The organism is Amycolatopsis bullii (assembly GCF_014654205.1).
Taxonomy (GTDB): domain Bacteria; phylum Actinomycetota; class Actinomycetes; order Mycobacteriales; family Pseudonocardiaceae; genus Amycolatopsis; species Amycolatopsis plumensis.
In genome coordinates, this window is sequence record NZ_BNAW01000075.1 from 1 (window position 1) to 19384 (window position 19384).

Below are 19384 nucleotides of genomic sequence, written 5' to 3' on the forward strand. Positions count from 1 at the left end.
GCCCGCCGGCCAGCTGCCGCAGGGTCGCGACCCGCTCGCCGAACTCGGCCGGGGGCAGGCCGGCGCTCTGCCAGCTCGTGCCGATCCGGGCCGCGCGCCGCAGCGCGGCCACCGAGTTGCCCCCGACGGTGACCGGCACCGGGCCGGCGGGGCGCGGCTCGAAGTACCCGCCGCCGGGCCCGCGGCCGGTGCGGAACAGGTCGGCGAGCAGGTCGAGGGTCGTGTCGGTCCGCTTGCCCCGAGTACCGAAGTCGGCGCCGACCTCGGCGAACTCCGGCTCGTTCCAGCCGGTGCCGATGCCGAGGTCAAACCGGTGGCCGGACAGCCGGTCGAGCGTGGCGACCTGCTTGGCCAGCGCGAACGGCTCCCGCAGCGGCACGATCAGCACCGACGTCCCGAGCCGGATCCGGCTGGTCCGGGCGGCGATGTGGGCGAGGGTGACCAGCGGCTCGTACACGCCGCCGAACACCTCGCCGTACGGGCTGGGCGGCAGCAGGTGGTCGGGCAGCCAGGCGGCGCGGTAGCCGAGGTCTTCGGCGAGCCGGGCCAGCTCGGCGGGCCGGGCGGGGTCGAGGTCCGGCTGCTCGTTCGGCAGCACGGCTTCCAGGAAATGTTCGCTCATGCCGGCGACGTTAGGCATTCACATCGGTGTGAAGGTCAACCTCGCGGGGGTGAACATGCGGATCGGCGAGCTCGCGGAACGCACCGGCGTCAGCACGCGGCTGCTGCGCTACTACGGGGAACAGGGCCTGCTCACGCCGTCCCGCGACGCCAACGGGTACCGGTCCTTCGACGAGGACGACCTCGTCCGCGTCCGGCAGATCCGGCGGCTGCTCGCGGCCGGGCTGACCACCGAGGTCATCGCCTCGGCGCTGCAGTGCGCGCGGGGCGAGGAAGCCCGCCTGGACCTGTGCCCGGAACTGGCCGGCGTGCTGCACCGCGAGCTGGCGGCGATGGACGACCGGATCGGGGCGCTGCAGCGGCACCGGGCCGTGCTGGCGGGGTACTTGTCGGCCGATCGGTGAGGGTTCCTCGATACGCTGGACGGCGTAGGACCGGCGCGTGTCCTCACGGGGGAGTTCCGCCTGGTGTGCCAGGCTCGACGAGGTGAAGGACGACGAGTGAATCGGCAGCCGCTGCGCCTGGCCATCATCGAGGCCACCCGGATCCTCGAGCGCGCGGGCGTCGCCTCGCCGCGGTTCGACGCCGAGGTGATCGCCGCGCACGTGCTCGGGGTCGAACGCGGCCGGCTGCCGATGGTGCCGCTGGTCGACCCGCCGGTCATCGAGGCCATCGGCCAGCTCGTCCAGCAGCGCGCCAAGCGCATCCCCCTGCAGTACCTCACCGGCTGGGCCGCGCTGGGGGACATCACGGTCGCGGTCGGCGCCGGCGTGTTCGTCCCGCGGCCGGAGACCGAGCTGCTGCTCGAGTGGGGGGTCAAGTTCCTGCAGGGCCGGGAGTTCCCGGTGGTGGTGGACCTGTGCACGGGATCGGGCGCGCTGGCGCTGGCGGTGGCCCACGCCCGCCCGGACGCGGTGGTCTACGCGGTGGACATCGACCCCCAGGCGCTGGCCTGGGCCCGCCACAACGCCGACGTCCACGCCGACGCGGGCAACACCCCGATCCGGTTGTACTCGGGCGACATCGGCGACCCGACGATGTTCGCCGAGCTCGACGGCCTGGTCGACCTGGTGCTGTGCAACCCGCCGTACGTCCCGGAGGGCACCCCGGTGCCGCCCGAGGTCGCGGAGCACGACCCGCCGCGCGCGGTGTTCGCGGAGGAGAGCGGCCTGGCGGTGATCCGCCACGCGATCGCGGCGGGCGCCCGGCTGCTGCGTCCCGGGGGCGGGCTGGCCATCGAGCACGACGACACGCACGGTTCGGCGGTTCCGGCCCTGGTCCGGGCCCGCCGGGTGCTGACGGGCGTGGAGGACCACGCGGACCTGACCGGCCGCGCCCGCTTCGTCACGGCCCGCCGGCTGGGCTGAGCGGCGCCCGAGGTCGTCCGGGCCGGATTGTTCTTCACGACGGCCTCGAGCCGGTCAGCATCGCGCGGACGGAAGCGGCCGGCCGGGGGCTTTCGAGGCGGGGCCCCGGTCGAGATCACGGCCGCCGCGACCGACCGCATGGGGCGCGCGACCTGCAGGCGGGGGAGCGGGTGCTCGCCGACCCGGCTGCCGCCCGCGGGGGCGCCCCCCGTCTTCCACGCTACCGGCGACCACCGACAGTTTCCGGCCCTCTCACCGCGCGCAGCCGAAGTTGTCCACAACACCCGACCCGCTCGCCAGCCGTCTTGAATGACTCATTCATGACCTCCGAGGTCATGAATGAGTCATTCAAGACGTTTCACCTGGCCCGCGAAAGCCGCAGGGCGCTCAGAACCCGAACGCCGTGCAGCTGGCTGTCGCCGTCTTCGACGGGTCGCTCACCGAGGTCGCCGTCAGCTTCACCCTGGCCGCGAGGTCACCGCCCTGGCCGCGCTTCGCGTACGCGGGCACCTTCACGTGCCCGCCGAACTTGGCCGTCGCCAGCTCGTTCGGCAGGCGGACCTCCCACCCGCGGGCGTCCGTCGACACGCTCAGCCGGTAGGTGTCGCTGTCGTACGGGGCCTTCGCACCACGGGCCGAGCCGGTGTTGAGCAGGCCGAATTCGCACGTCGCCAGGCCGCCGCGGGCGATGGCCGGGAGGGCCGGGGTCAGCGCCGCCCCGCGGGCCTGGCTGCCCGCGCCGTCCAGGGAGGCCACCGTCACCGTGTACGACAGGATCCCGCGGCGGTCGCGGGCCAGGTCCGTGATCAGGAACCGCAGCCGGTTCGCCTCGTCGGTGTACTCGTACGGGCTCGCCGCTTCGGTGCCCGCCTTGAACAGGGCGTCGTTGAGCTGGCGGTAGTCACCGATGGTGATCTTCACCGGCGTCCCGTCCGGCTTCGTGTAGTCGGTGATGCCGATGTCCTGCGGGTTAGCGTCGATCACCCAGTCGAAGGGCGCGTTGTCCTTGTTCTTCGTCTTGGTGATCATGACGCCGGAGTCCGGGGCGAACGAGTCCGCGCCCATCCGGTCGACGACCTCGACCGTGTAGTTGTCGTAGCCGCCGCCGTCGCAGAACGGGTCCGTCGACCGGTCGCACTTCGGTGCCTTGTCCCCGCCGGTGAGCTTGATGTTCAGGCCGGTGAACGCGCCCGGCTGCGCTTCGGTCTCGCGGGCGGTCAACCGCACCGACACCGGGCCGGTCGAGGCCAGTTCGTTGCGGTCGAGCTGCAGGACGTCCGCCGGGTCGACGATGCCGAGCTTCAGCTTGTTGCGCAGCTGGTGCTGGGCGCCCATCGAGCTGCCCTGCGTCGCCGGGATCTGCCAGCGCGTGTGCGGGCCGCCGGGTCCGTTGAACGTGCCGCGCGACAGCATGTCCCACGGTCCGCTGTAGGAGCGCGACGGCGGGTTCCCGAACGGGTTGTTGTAGTTGTCGCCGATGCCCAGGATGTGGCTGAACTCGTGCGCGTAGGTCGACTGGCCGGAGCTTTCGGCCTGCACCGAGCTGCCGTCCTGGGCGTTCGGCCAGATGCTGGCCGCCGACGCCCACGACGTCCACGGCACGTACCGGGTGGCCGCGTAGTTGGGCAGGTCGTGGTTCGGTGGGCCGAAGCTGTCGGGCACGTTCTCCTTCGTCCCGAACTTCATCTCGCCGAACTCCTGCCAGGTCGAGCTCTCGTCCTGGCCGGCGGAGAGGTAGAAGACGAAGTCGAACTGGTTCGCGGTGTCGCCGACGTCGGCGCGCCAGGCGTCCCCGGCGTCCTTGCGGAGGTCGCGGGAGCAGTTCGCGCCGGGCGGGCACGCGCTCGGCTGGAACTCCATGCCGTACTCGTAGGACTTCCCGGGCATCCGGTACGGCCCGAACGCGGTCAGCTGCACGCCGAACCGGCCGCCGGAGTCCTCCATCCAGTATTCGTTGATCGTGTGGCCGTTGTTGAGGGCTTCGGGTTTGTTGAGGAAGTCCTGGTAGTACTGCGCGACGCCGGTCCGCGGGATGCCCGCGGCGGTGGGCGCGGGGTTGCCGAAGACGGTCGAGCGCGCGGGCTGCGTGACGACGAAGTCCTGGTCCGGGTAGTCGGCGAGGACGACGGCGCCCTTGAAGGTGCGCTGGGTGGGTTTGAGGGTGGGGTCGGCCCAGTTCGTGCCGGGGACCTTGCGGTAGTCGGACCAGGTCATGTGGTCCTGGTTCTCCCAGTGCGCGGCGTCGATCGGGGCGGGCCAGCCACGGGTCAGCGGCTCGGCCGCCGCGGTGCCGGTGCCGAGCCCGCCCATGACGGCGACGGCGGCGAGCAGGGCGAGCGCTTTCGGGGTTCTGGGGCGCATGTGCGGCTCCTTCGCTGGGAACCCACGGGGGTGGTGGTTCCCGAAGATCGACCGTATTGAGCCCGGCTGTCGTGGTTCTGCCTCGCGGCGAGGTTACCCGCTTGCCCCACGACGAAAGTCTGGCCGGTTGTCAGGGGCGCAACCTCGCCGGGGTTGTGGGCAAGTCCGGCCGCGCGCGCCGGGAGCGCCGGGAACTGTCGGTGGTCGCCGGTAGCGTGGAATTCGGGGGGCGCCCCCAAGGCGCCAGGCGGCCGAACCCGCCCCGCCCCGACGCCCGCGCCCGCCGAGCCGCGCGGGCCACCGCCCACGACGCCCGTGCCCGCCGAACCGCGCCCACCACCCGCGCCCCGCCCCGACGCCCGCGCCCGCCGAACCGCGCCGGCCACCGCGCCCACCACACGAACGTCCCCCCGATCGCCGGGACTACGCTTGCCCCCCATGAGCGTGGTCTACGACTGCAGCAAGCGGGAGACCCGGGCCGACGGGCTGGCGGCGGCCGCGGGTGCCGTGCGGTCGAGCAGGCTGGTCGTCCTGCCGACCGACACCGTCTACGGGATCGGTGCCGACGCCTTCGACGCCGGTGCCGTCCAGGCGCTGCTGCGCGCCAAGAACCGCGGCCCGGACATGCCGGTCGGCGTGCTCGTCGGCTCGTGGTCCACTGTGGACGGCCTGGTGCTCGGGGTGCCGCCGCAGGCGCGGGCGCTCATCGAAGCCTTCTGGCCCGGCGACCTGTCCATCGTGCTACCGCACGCGCCGAGCCTGCAGTGGAACCTCGGCGACGCCCGCGGCACCGTCATGCTCCGGATGCCGCTGCACCCCGTGGCCCTCGAGCTGCTGCGCGACGTCGGGCCGATGGCCGTCTCGAGCGCGAACGTCTCCGGCCGCCCGCCCGCCAGCACCGCGCAGGAAGCGCAGGAGCAGCTCGGCGACTCGGTCGCGGTGTACCTCGACGGCGGGTCGAGCGGCGAGCCCGTCGCGTCGACCATCGTGGACCTCACCGGCACCGAACCGGTGGTCCTCCGCGAGGGCTCGGTCGCGAAGACGGCGGTCGCGGAGGTGCTCGGTGTGCCCGCGGAATCCTTGGCCTGAAGCCGGATCACGGCGGAAAACGCGGCACGATACCGTGTCGCGGGTGACCCCGACCCCGCGAGCGTGACGTCCCCGTGCCGCCCACATCCGGTCTCCTCCCCATCCGGGAATACATCCTCGTCGCGCTGACCGCGACGGCCGTGACCTACCTGCTCACCGGTGTCGTCCGCCGGGTCGCGATCCGCGTCGGCGCGATCGCCAACCCTCGCGCCCGCGACGTCCACGTGGCCCCGATCCCGCGGATGGGCGGGGTCGGCATCTACCTCGGCGTCGCCGGCGCGATGGGCCTGGCCCACCAGCTGCCGGCGCTGTCCCACGGTTTCGACGCCTCGTTCGACTCGGTCGGCGTGCTGCTGGCCGCCGGTGTCATCTCCCTGATCGGCGCGCTCGACGACCGGTTCGAGCTGGACGCCTGGACGAAGCTGGCCGGCCAGGTGATGTGCGCCGGGATCCTGGTCATCTTCGGCGTGCAGTGGGTGTCGTTCTGGGTGCCGTGGGGCGGCACCGGCGGCTCGTTCGGCTCGGTGCTGGTGCTCGACAAGAACCAGGGCGCGCTGCTCACCGTCGTGATGGTCGTGGTCATGGTCAACGCGATGAACTTCGTCGACGGCCTCGACGGGCTGGCCGGCGGGCTGGGCTTCATCGCGGCCGCCGCCACCTGCGCCTTCTCCCTCGGCCTGCTCGACAGCTCCGGCGGCGACGTCGGCACCTACCCGCCCGCGCTGATCGCGGCCACGCTCGCCGGTGCCTGTCTGGGTTTCCTGCCGTACAACTTCCAGCCCGCGAAGATCTTCATGGGCGACTCCGGCTCGATGATGATCGGCCTGATGCTCGCCGGCGCGACGACGTCGGCGTCCGGGCGCGTGCCGTACCCGCAGTTCAGCGGCAAGGACGCGATCGCGCTGCTCTCGCCGCTGGTGGTGGTGGCCGCGGTGCTGTTCGTGCCGATGCTGGACCTGATCATGGCGGTCGTCCGGCGCACCCGCCGCGGCGAAAGCCCGTTCGCGGCCGACAAGATGCACCTGCACCACCGCCTGCTGGAGATCGGCCACTCCCAGCGCCGCGCGGTCCTGCTGATCTACCTGTGGGCCGGGATCCTCGCCTTCGGCGCGGTGTCGGTGACGCTGTTCGACGACGCCGCGGCGCTGTGGATCATCGGGATCGGGCTGGTCTTCGCGGTGGTCGTCTCGATCGTCCCGCGGCTGCGCTCGCGCAACCAGCCCGGAACGTGACCCGCGGGGTTCTCTACACTCGGGGTCAACCGAGCAGGGAGCCAGTGTGAGCGAAGCCGAAACGCACGAGCAGGAGAACCCGCACGCCAAGGTGGTGCTGCAGGCCGCCCGCGCGATGACGAAGGCCTCGCTGCTGGTGACCCCGCCCGCGGTGCTCGTCTGCATCGCGTTGTTCAGCATCCTCAACGGCCTGCCCGGCTTCCTGGGCTCGCTCGTCGGCGGGGTGCTGGCGCTGCTGGCTTCGCTGTCGACGCTGGGCTTGATGAGGTTCAGCGCCGGCCAGGACCCGATGTTCGTCATGGTCATCGCGCTCGGCGGGTACGTCGTGAAGGTCGTCCTGCTCTTCGCCGCGCTGACGCTGCTGAAGGGCGTCACCGCGCTGCACCCGATGTCGCTCGGCATCACGATGATCGTGGCCATCCTGCTCGCCGCCGCGGCCGAGTTCGCCGCCTTCCGCAAGACGAAGATCCCGACGATCATCCCGTCCTGACCTGTCACTCTTCGTGCACCCGCCTGCGGCCGCTTGAGTGTGACCGGCGCCACAAAGTGCGCTTCCGTGCGCTGCTGCGCACAGTGACCGGGACCCCTCGCCTGCGGTGATCCGGACCCGGTCCCGGCCCGCACCGGACCTGGGTCCCGGGACGACCCGGGACCTAAGTCCTGGGCTGATCGGTTGGTTAGGAGTACGCCTGTCCGGCACGGATTGACCTGCTGGTATGGTCCGCGTCAAGGGTGGCGGCCTCGGCCGCGCGCTTCCTGAGACGAACCGCGATCAGCAGTGTGGCGACCGTGTAGTTCCGCCGTTTGCCGCTGGTCCGAAGTAGACCGCAGGGCAGTGTTCACGCGAGACAACCCCGTGTGCAGAACGTGAAGCCGTGTTCTGCGAACCGTGGGGTAGCCGCCTCCGGCGTCCCGATACGTATCGGGTACGTTAAGTCCAGATCGTGACGATTCCCCCGGCGGAGTGAACGCCGGCCGGGAGAACCGGAAGGAGCCCAGTGGGCGCGCTGGTATTGGCCGAGGGTGCGACGTTCGCGCCGCCCGGCGCCGAAAGCTTCGAGTTGCCGGCGCTGTTCGGCAATGTCACCAAGCCGATGCTGCTCGTCGTGCTTTCGGTTGTCATCATCGCGACGTACTTCCTGCTGGCCACCCGCAAGCTGCAGGTCGTGCCGGGCAAGGGACAGTTCATCGCGGAGTCGATCTACGACTTCAGCCGCAACAACATCGCGCGCGAGCAGATCGGCTCGAAAGACTTCAAGCCGTTCGTGCCGCTCGTTTTCGCATTGTTCACCTTCGTACTGGTGAACAACCTCTACGGGATCATCCCGCTGCTGCAGTTCCCGACGATGGCGCGCTTCGGCTTCCCGGTCGCCCTGTCGGTGCTCGTCGTCTACCCGGTGTACCACTTCGTCGGGTTCAAGCGGCACGGTTTCAAGGGGTACTTCAAAAAGGAACTCGCGCCGCCGGGCGTGCCGGGGCCGGTGCTGCCGCTCTTCGCACTGATCGAGTTCGCGGAGAAGTTCTTCCTCAACCCGCTCACGCTCGCCATCCGTGTGTTCGCCGCCATGTTCGCGGGTCACCTGATCCTGGCGGTGTTCACCCTCGGCGGCACCTTCCTGCTGACCGAGACCTCGGGCTGGGCGCTGAAGCCGGTTTCCCTGGTGGCGTGGATCTTCGCCATCGGGATGACGTTCCTCGAGGCCTTCATCCAGGTGCTGCAGGCCTACATCTTCGCCCTGCTGTCGGCCGGGTACATCGGCGCCGCGCTGGCGTCGGAGCACTGAGAACACAAGCCCCCGATCCACGCGAGCGCGTGGACCGAAGTGAAGGGAAATGCACGTGAGCAACATCGTTCTGGCCCAGGCCGCCGAGCAGGCTGTCAACATCAACCCCGGCCTCGCCGCCATCGGTTACGGCCTGGGCGCGATCGGCCCGGGCATCGGTGTGGGTCTGATCTTCGCCGCCGTCATCAACGGCACCGCCCGCCAGCCGGAGGCGCAGGGCAAGCTGCAGGGCATCGGCTTCTCGACCTTCGTTCTGACCGAGGTGCTCGCCCTGATCGGCATCGTCATCTACTTCATCGCCTCCGCTGCCGGCGCCTGAGTCCTCGGCTCATCGCTTTAAGGAGACGCCGTGCTGAAGAGTGCTTTGATCCTCGCTGCCGAGGGCGAAGTTCACAACCCGATCATCCCGGACATTTCGGAGCTGATCCTCGGCATCGTCGCCTTCCTGATCCTGCTGTTCATCCTCAAGAAGTACGTCGTCCCTCGCTTCGAGGCCGCGTACGAAGAGCGTGCGCAGAAGATCGAGGGAGGCATCGAGAAGGCCGAGCGGGCCCAGGCCGAGGCCGAAGAGGCGCTGGCCAAGTACAAGGCCCAGCTGCAGGAGGCCCGTGCCGAAGCCGCGAAGATCCGCGACGACGCCCGGCTCGAAGCCGAGCAGATCAAGGCGGAGCTGCGTGCCGAGGCGGAGGCCGAGTCCCAGCGCATCGTCGCCCAGGGGCAGGCCCAGCTGCAGGCCCAGAAGGCGCAGATCATCGCGGAGCTGCGGGCCGACATGGGCCGCAACGCCGTCGAGCTGGCCAGCCGCATCGTCGGCGAGTCGCTCGAGGACGAGGCGCGCCGCCGCGGCACCGTCGACCGGTTCCTCGCGGAGCTGGAGACCGCCGGTGCCTCCAACGGAGCGGGGAAGTAACCAGAGATGACGCTGCATGCTGCGAGCCGTGAAGCGCTCGGCCTCGCCGAGGAACGCCTCGGCGAGGTTCTGGCCGACGCGGGAGCCGACGCGGCCACGGTCGGCGACGAGCTGCTCTCGGTCGTCGACCTGCTGGACCGGGAAATCGGCCTGCGCCGGGCAGTGAGCGACGCTTCGGCGACGTCGGAGGCGCGCACCGCGCTGGTGCGCCGGCTGTTCGACGGCAAGCTGTCCGAACCGGCCCTGAAGGTGCTCGACACCGTGGCGGGCAGCCGCTGGTCCAGCCCCCGCGAGCTGACCGACGGCCTCGAGTCGCTCGGTCGCTCGGCCCTGCTCACCTCGGCGGAGAAGACCGGGAACGTCGACACCGTCGAGTCCCAGCTCTTCCAGGTCGCGCGGGTCGTGGCCAACCACCCCGAGCTCGAAAAGGCGCTCTCGGACCTGACCGGTTCCGTCGACGCGAAGCGCACGCTGGTGCGCGGCCTGTTCGCCGACAAGGTGGACGTGGTCACCGAGACCCTCGTCGAGCAGGTCGTCCGCCGGGCCAAGGGCCGCGGCGTCGGCATCGGGCTCGACAAGCTGGTCAAGCTGGCCGCGGAGCGGCGTGAGCGCTCGGTCGCCTACGTGACCAGCGCGAACGCCCTGACCGACGAGCAGATCGCCCAGCTGGGCGCGAAGCTCGACGCCCTCTACGGGCGGCCGATCGCGCTGCACGTCGAGGTCGACCCGCGGCTCGGCGGCGGGCTCGTCGTCCGCGTCGGCGACGAGGTCATCGACGGGAGCGCGGCGGGGCAGCTCGCGGCGTTGCGCAGGCGGCTGGCCCGGGCATAGCCCCAGGTCACACAAGACTTTGCATACTGGCAAGAACGAAGCGAGAGCGGGAAAGACATGGCCGAGCTGACGATCTCCTCGGATGAGATCCGTAGCGCGATCGAGAACTACGTCTCGAGTTACGCCCCGGACGTGAGCCGGGAAGAAGTTGGCACCGTGGTGGACGCCGGTGACGGCATCGCCCACGTCGAGGGCCTGCCCTCGGCCATGGCCAACGAGCTGCTCGAGTTCCCCGGCGGCGTCCTGGGCGTCGCACTGAACCTGGACGCGCGCTCCATCGGTGCCGCGATCCTCGGTGACTTCGAAAGCATCGAAGAGGGCCAGCAGGTCAAGCGGACCGGCCAGGTCCTGTCGGTGCCGGTCGGCGACGGCTACCTCGGCCGCGTCGTCAACCCGCTGGGCCAGGCGATCGACGGCCTCGGCGACATCGAGACCACCGAGCGCCGCGCGCTGGAGCTGAAGGCCGCCTCGGTGGTCGAGCGCCAGCCGGTGTCGGAGCCGCTGCAGACCGGTATCACCGCCATCGACGCGATGACCCCGATCGGCCGCGGCCAGCGCCAGCTGATCATCGGTGACCGCAAGACGGGCAAGACCGCCGTCGCCGTGGACACGATCATCAACCAGAAGGCCAACTGGGAGACCGGCGACCCGAAGAAGCAGGTCCGCTGCATCTACGTCGCGGTCGGCCAGAAGGGCTCCACGATCGCCGCGGTCAAGAAGTCCCTCGAGGACTCGGGCGCGATGGAGTACACCACCATCGTCGCCGCCCCGGCTTCGGACTCCGCCGGCTTCAAGTGGATCGCCCCGTACACCGGCTCGGCCATCGGCCAGCACTGGATGTACGAGGGCAAGCACGTCCTCATCGTGTTCGACGACCTGACCAAGCAGGCTGACGCCTACCGCGCGATCTCGCTGCTGCTGCGCCGCCCGCCGGGCCGCGAGGCGTTCCCCGGCGACGTCTTCTACTTGCACTCCCGCTTGCTGGAGCGGTGCGCGAAGCTGTCGGACGAGCTGGGCGCCGGCTCGCTGACCGGTCTCCCGATCATCGAGACCAAGGCGAACGACGTGTCGGCCTACATCCCGACGAACGTCATCTCGATCACCGACGGCCAGTGCTTCTTCCAGTCGGACCTGTTCAACGCCGGCCAGCGCCCGGCCATTGACGTGGGTATCTCGGTCTCCCGCGTGGGTGGTGCCGCGCAGGTCAAGGCGATGAAGTCGGTCTCCGGTTCGCTCCGGATCGACCTGTCGCAGTACCGCGAGCTGGAGGCCTTCGCGGCCTTCGCCTCGGACCTCGACGACGCGTCGAAGGCGCAGCTCGAGCGCGGTGCCCGGCTGTACGAGGTGCTCAAGCAGCCGCAGTACTCGCCGATCCCGGTCGAGGAGCAGGTCTGCACGGTGTGGCTGGGCACGAACGGCCACTACGACTCGGTCCCGACCGAGGACGTCCGCCGCTTCAACCACGAGTTCCTCGAGTCGGCCCGCCGCAAGCACGACGACATCCTGGCCGCGATCCGCGACTCCGGGAAGTTCGAGGACGAGACGGCCGACAAGCTGGTCGCCGCGGTGAACGAGTTCAAGAAGGAGTTCACCACCTCCGAGGGCAAGCCCCTGGTCGAGGCGGACGCCGACGCGATGGACGCCGACAAGGTCGGGCACGAGACCGTCAAGGTCAACAAGCCCGCCCCGAAGAAGTGAGCTGGTAGCTCATGGCCGCACAACTCCGGGAACTCCGGTCGCGCATCAAGGCGACCAAGTCGATCGGCAAGATCACCAAGGCGATGGAGCTCATCGCCACCGCGCGCATCACCAAGGCGCGGGCGAAGGTCGCCGCCTCCCGGCCGTACGCGGACGAGATCACCAAGGTGCTCTCGGCGCTGGCCGGTGCGGCGACCAACCTCGACCACCCGATGCTGGTCGAGCGCCCGAACCCGAAGCGGGCCGCCGTCCTGGTCGTGACCAGTGACAAGGGCCAGGCCGGTGGGTACAACTCCAACGTGCTGCGCGCGACCGAAGAGCTGCTCGCCCTGCTCCGCGAGGAGGGCAAGGAGCCGGAGGTCTACGTCACCGGCAACAAGGGGCTGAACTACTACCGGTTCCGCGGTCGTCCGGTCGTCAACAGCTGGACGGGCTTCTCCGACCAGCCGGCTTACGCCAACGCGGTCAGCGTGGGCGAAGCGCTGGTGGAGTCGTTCATGCGCGGCGCGGACGACGCGGACGGCAACGCCGACGGCGTCACGGGTGTCGACGAGATCCACATCGTCTACACCGAGTTCGTGTCGATGCTGACGCAGCGGCCGACGGCCAAGCGCGTCGCGCCGCTCGAGGTCGAGTACACGGAGGAGGGCGAGGAGCGGAAGCCGGAGCCCGGCGAGCTGCTCCCCAGCTACGAGTTCGAGCCGAGTGCCGACAAGCTGCTGGACGCCCTCCTGCCGAAGTACATCAACACGCGCCTCTACGCGGCCATGCTCGAGTCCGCGGCGTCCGAACTGGCCGCCCGCCGGACCGCGATGAAGGCCGCGTCGGACAACGCGAACGAGCTGGTCGGCAACCTGACGCGGGAGATGAACCAGGCCCGCCAGGCGCAGATCACCCAGGAGATCTCCGAAATCGTCGGTGGCGCGAACGCGCTTACCGCAGCAGGAAGTGATGACTGATGACCAGTACTGAAGCCCCGCGCGCCAAGGGGCGCATCGTGTCGGTGACCGGTCCGGTCGTCGACGTCGAGTTCCCGCGCGGTTCCGTGCCCGACCAGTTCAACGCGCTCAAGGTCGAGATCGAGTTCGAGCAGCTGCGCAAGACGGTGACCCTCGAGGTCGCCAGCCACCTCGGCGACAACCTCGTCCGCACCATCTCCCTGCAGCCGCAGGACGGCCTGGTGCGCGGCGCGGAGGTCACCGACACCGGCGGCCCGATCACGGTCCCGGTCGGCGACAAGGTCAAGGGCCACGTCTACAACGCCCTCGGCGAGTGCCTCGACGAGCCCGGCTACGGCGAGGACCTCGAGCGCTGGGGCATCCACCGCAACGCCCCGTCCTTCGACCAGCTCGAGGGCAAGACCGAGATGCTGGAGACCGGCCTCAAGGTCGTCGACCTGCTCACCCCGTACGTGCAGGGTGGCAAGATCGGCCTGTTCGGCGGTGCCGGCGTCGGCAAGACGGTGCTCATCAAGGAGATGATCACCCGCGTCGCCCGGAACTTCGGTGGTACCTCGGTGTTCGCCGGCGTCGGCGAGCGCACCCGTGAGGGCAACGACCTCTTCCTGGAGATGAGCGAGGACGGCGTCATCAACGACACCGCCCTCATCTTCGGCCAGATGGACGAGCCGCCGGGCACCCGCATGCGGGTCGCGCTGTCCGCGCTGACCATGGCGGAGTACTTCCGCGACGTCCAGAACCAGGACGTGCTGCTGTTCATCGACAACATCTTCCGGTTCACCCAGGCCGGCTCGGAGGTGTCGACCCTGCTGGGCCGCATGCCGTCCGCCGTGGGTTACCAGCCGACGCTGGCCGACGAGATGGGGCAGCTGCAGGAGCGGATCACCTCGACCCGGGGTCGCTCGATCACCTCGATGCAGGCGATCTACGTCCCCGCGGACGACTACACCGACCCGGCCCCGGCCGCGACGTTCGCCCACCTGGACGCCACCACCGAGCTCTCCCGGTCGGTGTTCCAGAAGGGCATCTTCCCGGCGGTGGACCCGCTGGCGTCGACGTCGACGATCCTCGACCCGGCCATCGTCGGTGAGGACCACTACCGGGTCGCCTCCGAGGTCATCCGGATCCTGCAGAAGTACAAGGAGCTGCAGGACATCATCGCGATCCTCGGCATGGACGAGCTCTCGGAAGAGGACAAGCTGACCGTTCAGCGCGCGCGCCGCATCGAGCGGTTCCTGTCGCAGAACATGCTGGTCGCCGAGGCGTTCACGCAGATCCCGGGCTCGACGGTGCCGCTGTCGGAGACCATCGAGTCGTTCGACCGCATCACCAAGGGTGACTTCGACCACTACCCGGAGCAGGCGTTCCTGGGCATCGGTGGCCTCGAGGACCTCGAGAAGAAGTACAAGGAAATCACCAAGAAGTGATTTTCCGGGTACGGCGGGGGTTGTGTCCACTGTGGACTCGGACCCCCGCCGTTCTCGTAACTCAGGACCGACCTATTACACTCGGTGGCAACACCCCGAGTTAAGGAGTGCACGTGGCTGAGATGTCCGTGGAGCTGGTGGCCGTCGAGCGCCGTCTCTGGTCGGGTACTGCCACTTTCGTGGTGGCCCAGACCACCGAGGGTGAGATCGGCATCATGGCCGGTCACGAACCCGTGCTCGGGCAGCTGGTCGAGGGTGGCGTGGTCAAGGTGACGACCACCGACGGTGAGACGGTCTGCGCGGCCGTGCACGGCGGGTTCCTCTCCGTGACCGGCACCGGGGTGAGCATCCTCGCCGAGAGCGCCGAGCTCTCCGACGAGATCGACGTCGAGGCGGCCAAGGCGGCCCTGACCGGGGACGACGAAACCGAGCGGGCGAGGGCCTCGGCCCAGCTCCGCGCAGCGGGTCAGTCGGCCTGAGCGCGAGACGGGCAGGAGCCGGGCCGTGAAGATCACCTTGGTCGTAGCAGCGCTCCTGATCGTGCTCGCGGTGCTGGCCGCCTGGTACGGCCAGCGGTGGATCCGGATGCGCCGCGGCGGTGGCGTGAGCGTCGCGCTGCGGTGGCGTCCGGACAACCCGCGGTCCAGCTGGCACCTGGGGCTGGGCCGCTACGAGGGCGACGAGTTCGTCTGGTACCGCGTGTGGAGCCTGCGCACCGGCGCGGACCGCGTCTTCCAGCGCGAAAGCATGCAGATCGCCGACCGCCGCGACCCGTCCGGCACCGAGGCCTACGCCGTGCCCGAGGGCTCGACGGTCCTGCGCTGCGAGTCGGAGACCCAGGAAGCGATCGAGATCGCGATGGGCCCGGGCGCCCTCACCGGCTTTCTCTCCTGGCTCGAGTCCGCCCCACCCGGACACCGCCTCCCGCGCGCTTCCTGAACGCTGTCTCATTCCGAGACGGTCGTCCGTGCCTCGCGGGCTTACCGTGGAGGCCATGATTCTCATCGTGGTCAAGTGGCCGGTGAAGCCGAGTACGCGGAATCCTGGCTCGACATCGTCGGGGACTTCACCCGCAGCACGCGAGCCGAAGCGGGCAACAAGTTCTTCGAATGGTCCCGCAGCGTCGACGACAAGAACACGTACGTGCTGGTCGAGGGCTTTGAGGGACAGGACGCGGCGGTCGCGCACGTCAGCTCCGAGCACTTCAAGACGGCGGTGGCGACGCTGGGTGAGTACCTCAGCGACAACCCGCGGATCATCAACGTCCAGGACGCCTCCGACTGGGGCCCGATGGCCGAGATCTCGCCGCACTAAACTCGCTGCGTGACCCTCGTCGAGATCCCCGGCTCCAAGTCCGTCACCGCTCGCGGCCTGTTCCTGGCCGCCGCCGCACACGGCACCACGACCCTCGGCCGTCCGCTGCACTCGGACGACACCGAGGGCTTCGCCGAGGGCCTGGCCAAGCTCGGTTACCGCGTCGACCGGCAGCCGGGCGCGTGGACGATCGAGGGCCGCCCGTCGGGCCCGGGGGTCGCCGAAGCCGACGTCTTCTGCCGGGACGGCGCCACGACGGCCCGGTTCCTGCCCGCCCTGGCCGCGGCCGGCACCGGGACCTTCCGCTTCGACGCGTCGAACCAGATGCGCCGCCGCCCGCTCGGCCCGCTGACCGACGCCCTGCTGGAGCTGGGCGTGGACCTCGAGTTCCGCGGCGAGCCGGGCCACCATCCCCTCACGGTCCGCGCGAACGGCATCAAGGGCGGCGAGCTGACCCTGGACGCGGGCCTGTCTTCGCAGTTCCTGACGGCGTTGCTGCTGGTCGGCCCGCTGACCGCGGAGGGGCTGCGGATCACGGTCACCGACCTCGTGTCGGTGCCGTACGTCGAGATCACCCTGGAGATGATGCGCCGCTTCGGCGTCGACGTCCGCCGTGAGGGCCGGACGTTCGTGGTCCCGGCGCAGCCGTACCAGGCGTGCGAGTACCCGGTCGAGCCGGACGCGTCGACGGCGAGCTACTTCCTGGCCGCGGCGGCGGTCACCGGCCGCACGGCGACCATCCCGGGCCTCGGTTCGGACGCCCTCCAGGGTGACGTGCGCTTCGCCGACGTCCTGCGTGAGATGGGCGCGCACGTGGAGCTGTCGCCGGACTCGGTGACGGTCGCGGGCCCCTCGGACGGCCTGCGCGGCATCACGGTGAACATGCGCGACATCTCGGACACCGTCCCGACCCTGGCGGCGATCGCGCCGTTCGCCTCGGGCCCGGTGCGCATCGAGGACGTCTACAACACGCGCATCAAGGAGTGCGACCGCCTCGACGCGTGCGAGGAGACCCTGCGCGCGATGGGGATCGCCGTCGAGACGGGTCGCGACTGGATCGAGATCCAGCCGGGACAGCCGACGGGCACCCTGGTGGCGTGCCGCCGCGACCACCGGATCGCGATGGCGTTCAGCATCACGGGCTTGCTGGTCGACGGGGTGACCCTGGACGATCCGGAGTGCGTGAAGAAGACCTTCCCCGGCTTCCACCAGGCGCTGGGGAGCCTGCGGGAGAGCTGGGGGGTCTAGGCGGGCTGCCCGCCCGGCTGCCACAGCACGTCCCCGTCCGGGTTCGCCAGCCGGGCCAGGATGAACAGCAGGTCCGACAGCCGGTTCAGGTACTTCACCGCGATCGGGTTCGTCGCCTCGGGCTCGGCCTCGTGCAGGGCCCAGGCCGACCGCTCGGCCCGGCGCGCCACCGTCCGCGCCTGGTGCAGGAACGCCGCGCCCGGCGTGCCGCCCGGCAGGATGAACGACGTCAGCTTCGGCAGGCGCTCGTTGAACTCGTCGCACCAGCCTTCCAGCCGCTCGACGTACTTCTCGGTGATCCGCAGCGGCGGGTACGGCGGGTCGTCGGAGATCGGCAGGCAGAGGTCCGCGCCGACGTCGAAGAGATCGTTCTGGATCGTACGCAGCACATCCGTCACTTCGGACGGCAGCGAGCCGACCGCGATCGCCAGTCCCAGCACCGAGTTCGTTTCGTCGGTGTCCGCGTACGCGCCCAGCCGCGGTGACGTCTTCGGCACGCGGGACCCGTCGCCGAGCGCGGTCGTGCCGTTGTCGCCGACCTTCGTGTACACGCGGTTGATGCGAACGACCATGGACCCACCATAGCGGCCCCCGCCCGGGCCGAATCCGGGCGAGAGGGCATGATTGGCGGCCATGAGCGAGCACTTCGACGTGCATGGCGGAGCCCGGCTGGTCGGCGAGGTCGACGTGGTCGGCGCCAAGAACAGCGTGCTGAAGCTGATGGCCGCCGCCCTCCTCGCGGAGGGGACCACCACCATCACGAACTGCCCGCAGATCCTCGACGTCCCGCTGATGGGCGACGTGCTGCGGAGCGTCGGCTGCGAGGTCGTCATCGAGGGCGACACCGCGACGATCACGACGCCGGCCGAGCTGTCGCACCGCGCGGACTCGGCGGCCATGGGCAAGCTGCGGGCATCCGTCTGTGTGCTGGGGCCGCTGGTCGGCCGGCTGAAGCAGGCCGTCGTGGCGCTGCCGGGCGGGGACGCGATCGGCTCGCGCCCGCTGGACATGCACCAGAACGGCCTGCGCAAGCTGGGCGCGACGAGCACGATCGAGCACGGCTGCGTCGTCGCGAAGGCCGAGACGCTGGTCGGCGCGCAGATCTGGCTGGACTTCCCGAGCGTCGGCGCCACCGAGAACATCCTGATGGCGGCCGTGCTGGCCGAGGGCACCACGGTCATCGACAACTGCGCGCGCGAGCCGGAAATCGTCGACATCTGCACGATGCTGACCGAGATGGGCGCGAAGATCGAAGGCGCCGGGACGTCGACGCTGACCGTGCACGGCGTGGAGCAGCTGCACCCGACGACGCACAGCGTGATCGGCGACCGGATCGTCGGGGCGACCTGGGCGTTCGCCGCCTCGATGACCCGCGGCGACATCACCGTCCGCGGGGTCAACCCGCACCACCTCGACCTGGTGCTGAACAAGCTGCAGCTGGCCGGCGCGGACGTCGAAACGTTCGGCGACAAGGGTTTCCGCGTGGTCCAGCCGGAGCGCCCGAAGGCGGTCGACTGGGTGACGCTGCCGTACCCCGGCTTCGCGACCGACCTGCAGCCGTTCGCGGTGGCGCTCTCGGCGGTGTCCGAAGGCACGTCGATGATCACGGAGAACGTCTACGAGGCGCGGTTCCGGTTCATCGAGGAGATGATCCGGCTGTCCGGTGACGCCCGCACGGACGGCCACCACGCGGTGGTCCGCGGCGTCGAGAAGCTCTCGAGCGCGCCGGTCTGGGCCTCGGACATCCGCGCGGGCGCGGGGCTGGTGCTGGCCGGCCTGTGCGCGGACGGCGTCACCGAGGTCTGGGACGTCTTCCACATCGACCGCGGCTACCCGCACTTCGTCGAGAACCTGAACCGCCTGGGCGCGAACATCAAGCGCGTCGCGGGCGAACCCGACCGGAAGTGATTCAGGCGCCCTGCGCGCCGAGTGCGCGCAGGGCGTACTTCACCAGCCGGTCCACGTAGTCCGGCTCGGCGGGCGCCTGCCGGACCACCAGGCGCCAGTAGATCGGCGCGGCCAGCACGTCCAGCGCCATCTCCATGTCCAGGTCCTCGGGCAGTTCGCCGCGGGCGATGGCCCGGCGCAGCATCGCCTCGCCGACCTCGCGCCGCGGTCCGCCGATGTTCTCGCGCATGCCGCGGCCGCGCTCCGGGTTGCGCGCGTCCTCGGCGACCAGGTCCGGCAGGATCCGCGAGAACAGCGGGTGCGTCAGCCAGTCGATCAGGGCCTGCATCGTCTCCCGCAGGTCGCCGCGCAGTGAGCCGGTGTCCGCCTCCGCTGCCCGCGTCACGCTGAATTCGGTGACGACCGCGGCGACCATTTCGCCCTTCGAACGCCACCGCCGGTAGAGCGCGCTCTTGCCGACGCCGGCGCGTTTCGCCACGGCTTCCATCGACAGCCGGCCGTAGCCCTGGTCGGCGAGTTCCTGCAGGACGGCGTCGGTGATCGCCTGGGTGACCTCGGGCTGGAGGACCGCGGCGCCGGTCGGGGTGCGTGCCATGGATCGCAGTCTAACGGGTGGACGAGACGGTACCGTCCCG

Annotated in this window: 21 protein-coding genes; 17 read left to right on the forward strand and 4 right to left on the reverse strand. The window is 70.2% G+C overall.

What is annotated here, in order from left to right:
• On the reverse strand, nt 1-622 hold a 622-nt coding region (locus IE317_RS41935; protein WP_191316921.1), incomplete at its 3' end, for an LLM class flavin-dependent oxidoreductase.
• A gap of 55 nt (nt 623-677) precedes the next feature.
• On the opposite strand from IE317_RS41935, the gene IE317_RS41940 reads away from it, so the two are divergent.
• Nucleotides 678-1025, forward strand: coding sequence for a MerR family transcriptional regulator (locus IE317_RS41940; RefSeq protein WP_191316948.1), 348 nt, complete (start codon nt 678-680; stop codon nt 1023-1025).
• Between the two features lie 96 nt (nt 1026-1121).
• Nucleotides 1122-1988 carry a peptide chain release factor N(5)-glutamine methyltransferase gene (gene prmC, locus IE317_RS41945; protein ID WP_191316922.1) on the forward strand — a complete coding sequence of 289 codons (867 nt, stop codon included), beginning with the start codon at nt 1122-1124 and terminating at the stop codon, nt 1986-1988.
• A gap of 387 nt (nt 1989-2375) precedes the next feature.
• Here the strand turns inward: prmC and IE317_RS41950 are convergent, their stop codons facing one another.
• Nucleotides 2376-4349, reverse strand: coding sequence for a M6 family metalloprotease domain-containing protein (locus IE317_RS41950; protein WP_191316923.1), 1974 nt, complete (start codon nt 4347-4349; stop codon nt 2376-2378).
• A 438-nt stretch (nt 4350-4787) separates the two neighbouring features.
• Here IE317_RS41950 and IE317_RS41955 point away from each other — a divergent pair, with 438 nt between their 5' ends.
• From IE317_RS41955 to aroA, 14 genes are all read left to right on the forward strand, one after another.
• A complete protein-coding gene (locus tag IE317_RS41955; protein WP_191316924.1) occupies nt 4788-5438 on the forward strand; it encodes an L-threonylcarbamoyladenylate synthase in 651 nt (216 codons plus the stop codon).
• 74 nt (nt 5439-5512) lie between these two features.
• Entirely contained in the window at nt 5513-6670 is a 1158-nt protein-coding gene (locus tag IE317_RS41960; protein ID WP_191316925.1) for a glycosyltransferase family 4 protein, read from the forward strand.
• 46 nt (nt 6671-6716) lie between these two features.
• On the forward strand, nt 6717-7160 hold the full coding sequence (locus IE317_RS41965) for a hypothetical protein (protein ID WP_191316926.1): 444 nt from the start codon (nt 6717-6719) through the stop codon (nt 7158-7160).
• A gap of 508 nt (nt 7161-7668) precedes the next feature.
• On the forward strand, nt 7669-8454 hold the full coding sequence (gene atpB, locus IE317_RS41970) for a F0F1 ATP synthase subunit A (RefSeq protein WP_191316927.1): 786 nt from the start codon (nt 7669-7671) through the stop codon (nt 8452-8454).
• Between the two features lie 55 nt (nt 8455-8509).
• Nucleotides 8510-8773, forward strand: a complete 264-nt coding sequence (locus IE317_RS41975; RefSeq protein WP_191316928.1) for an ATP F0F1 synthase subunit C — start codon at nt 8510-8512, stop codon at nt 8771-8773.
• 30 nt (nt 8774-8803) lie between these two features.
• On the forward strand, nt 8804-9364 hold the full coding sequence (locus IE317_RS41980; protein ID WP_191316929.1) for a F0F1 ATP synthase subunit B: 561 nt from the start codon (nt 8804-8806) through the stop codon (nt 9362-9364).
• Nucleotides 9365-9370: 6 nt separating this feature from the next.
• Entirely contained in the window at nt 9371-10195 is an 825-nt protein-coding gene (locus IE317_RS41985) for a F0F1 ATP synthase subunit delta (protein ID WP_191316930.1), read from the forward strand.
• A 57-nt stretch (nt 10196-10252) separates the two neighbouring features.
• Nucleotides 10253-11893: a F0F1 ATP synthase subunit alpha gene (atpA, locus tag IE317_RS41990; RefSeq protein WP_191316931.1), complete on the forward strand. Its 1641-nt coding sequence runs from the start codon at nt 10253-10255 to the stop codon at nt 11891-11893.
• An 11-nt stretch (nt 11894-11904) separates the two neighbouring features.
• Nucleotides 11905-12852 carry a F0F1 ATP synthase subunit gamma gene (locus IE317_RS41995; protein ID WP_191316932.1) on the forward strand — a complete coding sequence of 316 codons (948 nt, stop codon included), beginning with the start codon at nt 11905-11907 and terminating at the stop codon, nt 12850-12852.
• The gene (gene atpD, locus IE317_RS42000) at nt 12852-14279 is read left to right on the forward strand and encodes a F0F1 ATP synthase subunit beta (RefSeq protein ID WP_091317407.1); all 1428 of its coding nucleotides are present in this window, start codon (nt 12852-12854) and stop codon (nt 14277-14279) included. The genes IE317_RS41995 and atpD overlap by 1 nt, the downstream gene beginning before the upstream one ends.
• A gap of 113 nt (nt 14280-14392) precedes the next feature.
• A complete protein-coding gene (locus IE317_RS42005; RefSeq protein WP_003102658.1) occupies nt 14393-14758 on the forward strand; it encodes a F0F1 ATP synthase subunit epsilon in 366 nt (121 codons plus the stop codon).
• Between the two features lie 25 nt (nt 14759-14783).
• Nucleotides 14784-15218, forward strand: coding sequence for a DUF2550 domain-containing protein (locus IE317_RS42010; protein WP_191316933.1), 435 nt, complete (start codon nt 14784-14786; stop codon nt 15216-15218).
• A gap of 75 nt (nt 15219-15293) precedes the next feature.
• On the forward strand, nt 15294-15593 hold the full coding sequence (locus IE317_RS42015) for a putative quinol monooxygenase (RefSeq protein WP_308443429.1): 300 nt from the start codon (nt 15294-15296) through the stop codon (nt 15591-15593).
• Between the two features lie 9 nt (nt 15594-15602).
• Nucleotides 15603-16841: a 3-phosphoshikimate 1-carboxyvinyltransferase gene (gene aroA / locus IE317_RS42020; protein WP_191316934.1), complete on the forward strand. Its 1239-nt coding sequence runs from the start codon at nt 15603-15605 to the stop codon at nt 16839-16841.
• On the opposite strand, the gene IE317_RS42025 is transcribed toward aroA, so the two are convergent.
• On the reverse strand, nt 16838-17413 hold the full coding sequence (locus IE317_RS42025) for a cob(I)yrinic acid a,c-diamide adenosyltransferase (RefSeq protein ID WP_191316935.1): 576 nt from the start codon (nt 17411-17413) through the stop codon (nt 16838-16840). The two genes, aroA and IE317_RS42025, sit on opposite strands and share 4 nt — an antisense overlap.
• 61 nt (nt 17414-17474) lie before the next feature.
• On the opposite strand from IE317_RS42025, the gene murA reads away from it, so the two are divergent.
• On the forward strand, nt 17475-18749 hold the full coding sequence (murA, locus tag IE317_RS42030) for a UDP-N-acetylglucosamine 1-carboxyvinyltransferase (protein ID WP_191316936.1): 1275 nt from the start codon (nt 17475-17477) through the stop codon (nt 18747-18749).
• Between the two features lies 1 nt (nt 18750).
• Here murA and IE317_RS42035 read toward each other — a convergent pair whose 3' ends face one another.
• Nucleotides 18751-19344, reverse strand: coding sequence for a TetR/AcrR family transcriptional regulator (locus IE317_RS42035; RefSeq protein WP_191316937.1), 594 nt, complete (start codon nt 19342-19344; stop codon nt 18751-18753).
• Nucleotides 19345-19384 lie beyond the last annotated feature (40 nt).

Bases quoted from the DNA above. Each gene is read 5' to 3' on its own strand.
- IE317_RS41940 (WP_191316948.1), top strand. From the start codon at position 678: ATGCGGATCGGCGAGCTCGCGGAACGCACCGGCGTCAGCACGCGGCTG.
- IE317_RS41950 (WP_191316923.1), bottom strand. From the start codon at position 4,349: ATGCGCCCCAGAACCCCGAAAGCGCTCGCCCTGCTCGCCGCCGTCGCC.
- IE317_RS41955 (WP_191316924.1), top strand. From the start codon at position 4,788: ATGAGCGTGGTCTACGACTGCAGCAAGCGGGAGACCCGGGCCGACGGG.
- IE317_RS41985 (WP_191316930.1), top strand. From the start codon at position 9,371: ATGACGCTGCATGCTGCGAGCCGTGAAGCGCTCGGCCTCGCCGAGGAA.
- atpA (WP_191316931.1), top strand. From the start codon at position 10,253: ATGGCCGAGCTGACGATCTCCTCGGATGAGATCCGTAGCGCGATCGAG.
- IE317_RS41995 (WP_191316932.1), top strand. From the start codon at position 11,905: ATGGCCGCACAACTCCGGGAACTCCGGTCGCGCATCAAGGCGACCAAG.
- atpD (WP_091317407.1), top strand. From the start codon at position 12,852: ATGACCAGTACTGAAGCCCCGCGCGCCAAGGGGCGCATCGTGTCGGTG.
- IE317_RS42025 (WP_191316935.1), bottom strand. From the start codon at position 17,413: ATGGTCGTTCGCATCAACCGCGTGTACACGAAGGTCGGCGACAACGGC.
- murA (WP_191316936.1), top strand. From the start codon at position 17,475: ATGAGCGAGCACTTCGACGTGCATGGCGGAGCCCGGCTGGTCGGCGAG.
- IE317_RS42035 (WP_191316937.1), bottom strand. From the start codon at position 19,344: ATGGCACGCACCCCGACCGGCGCCGCGGTCCTCCAGCCCGAGGTCACC.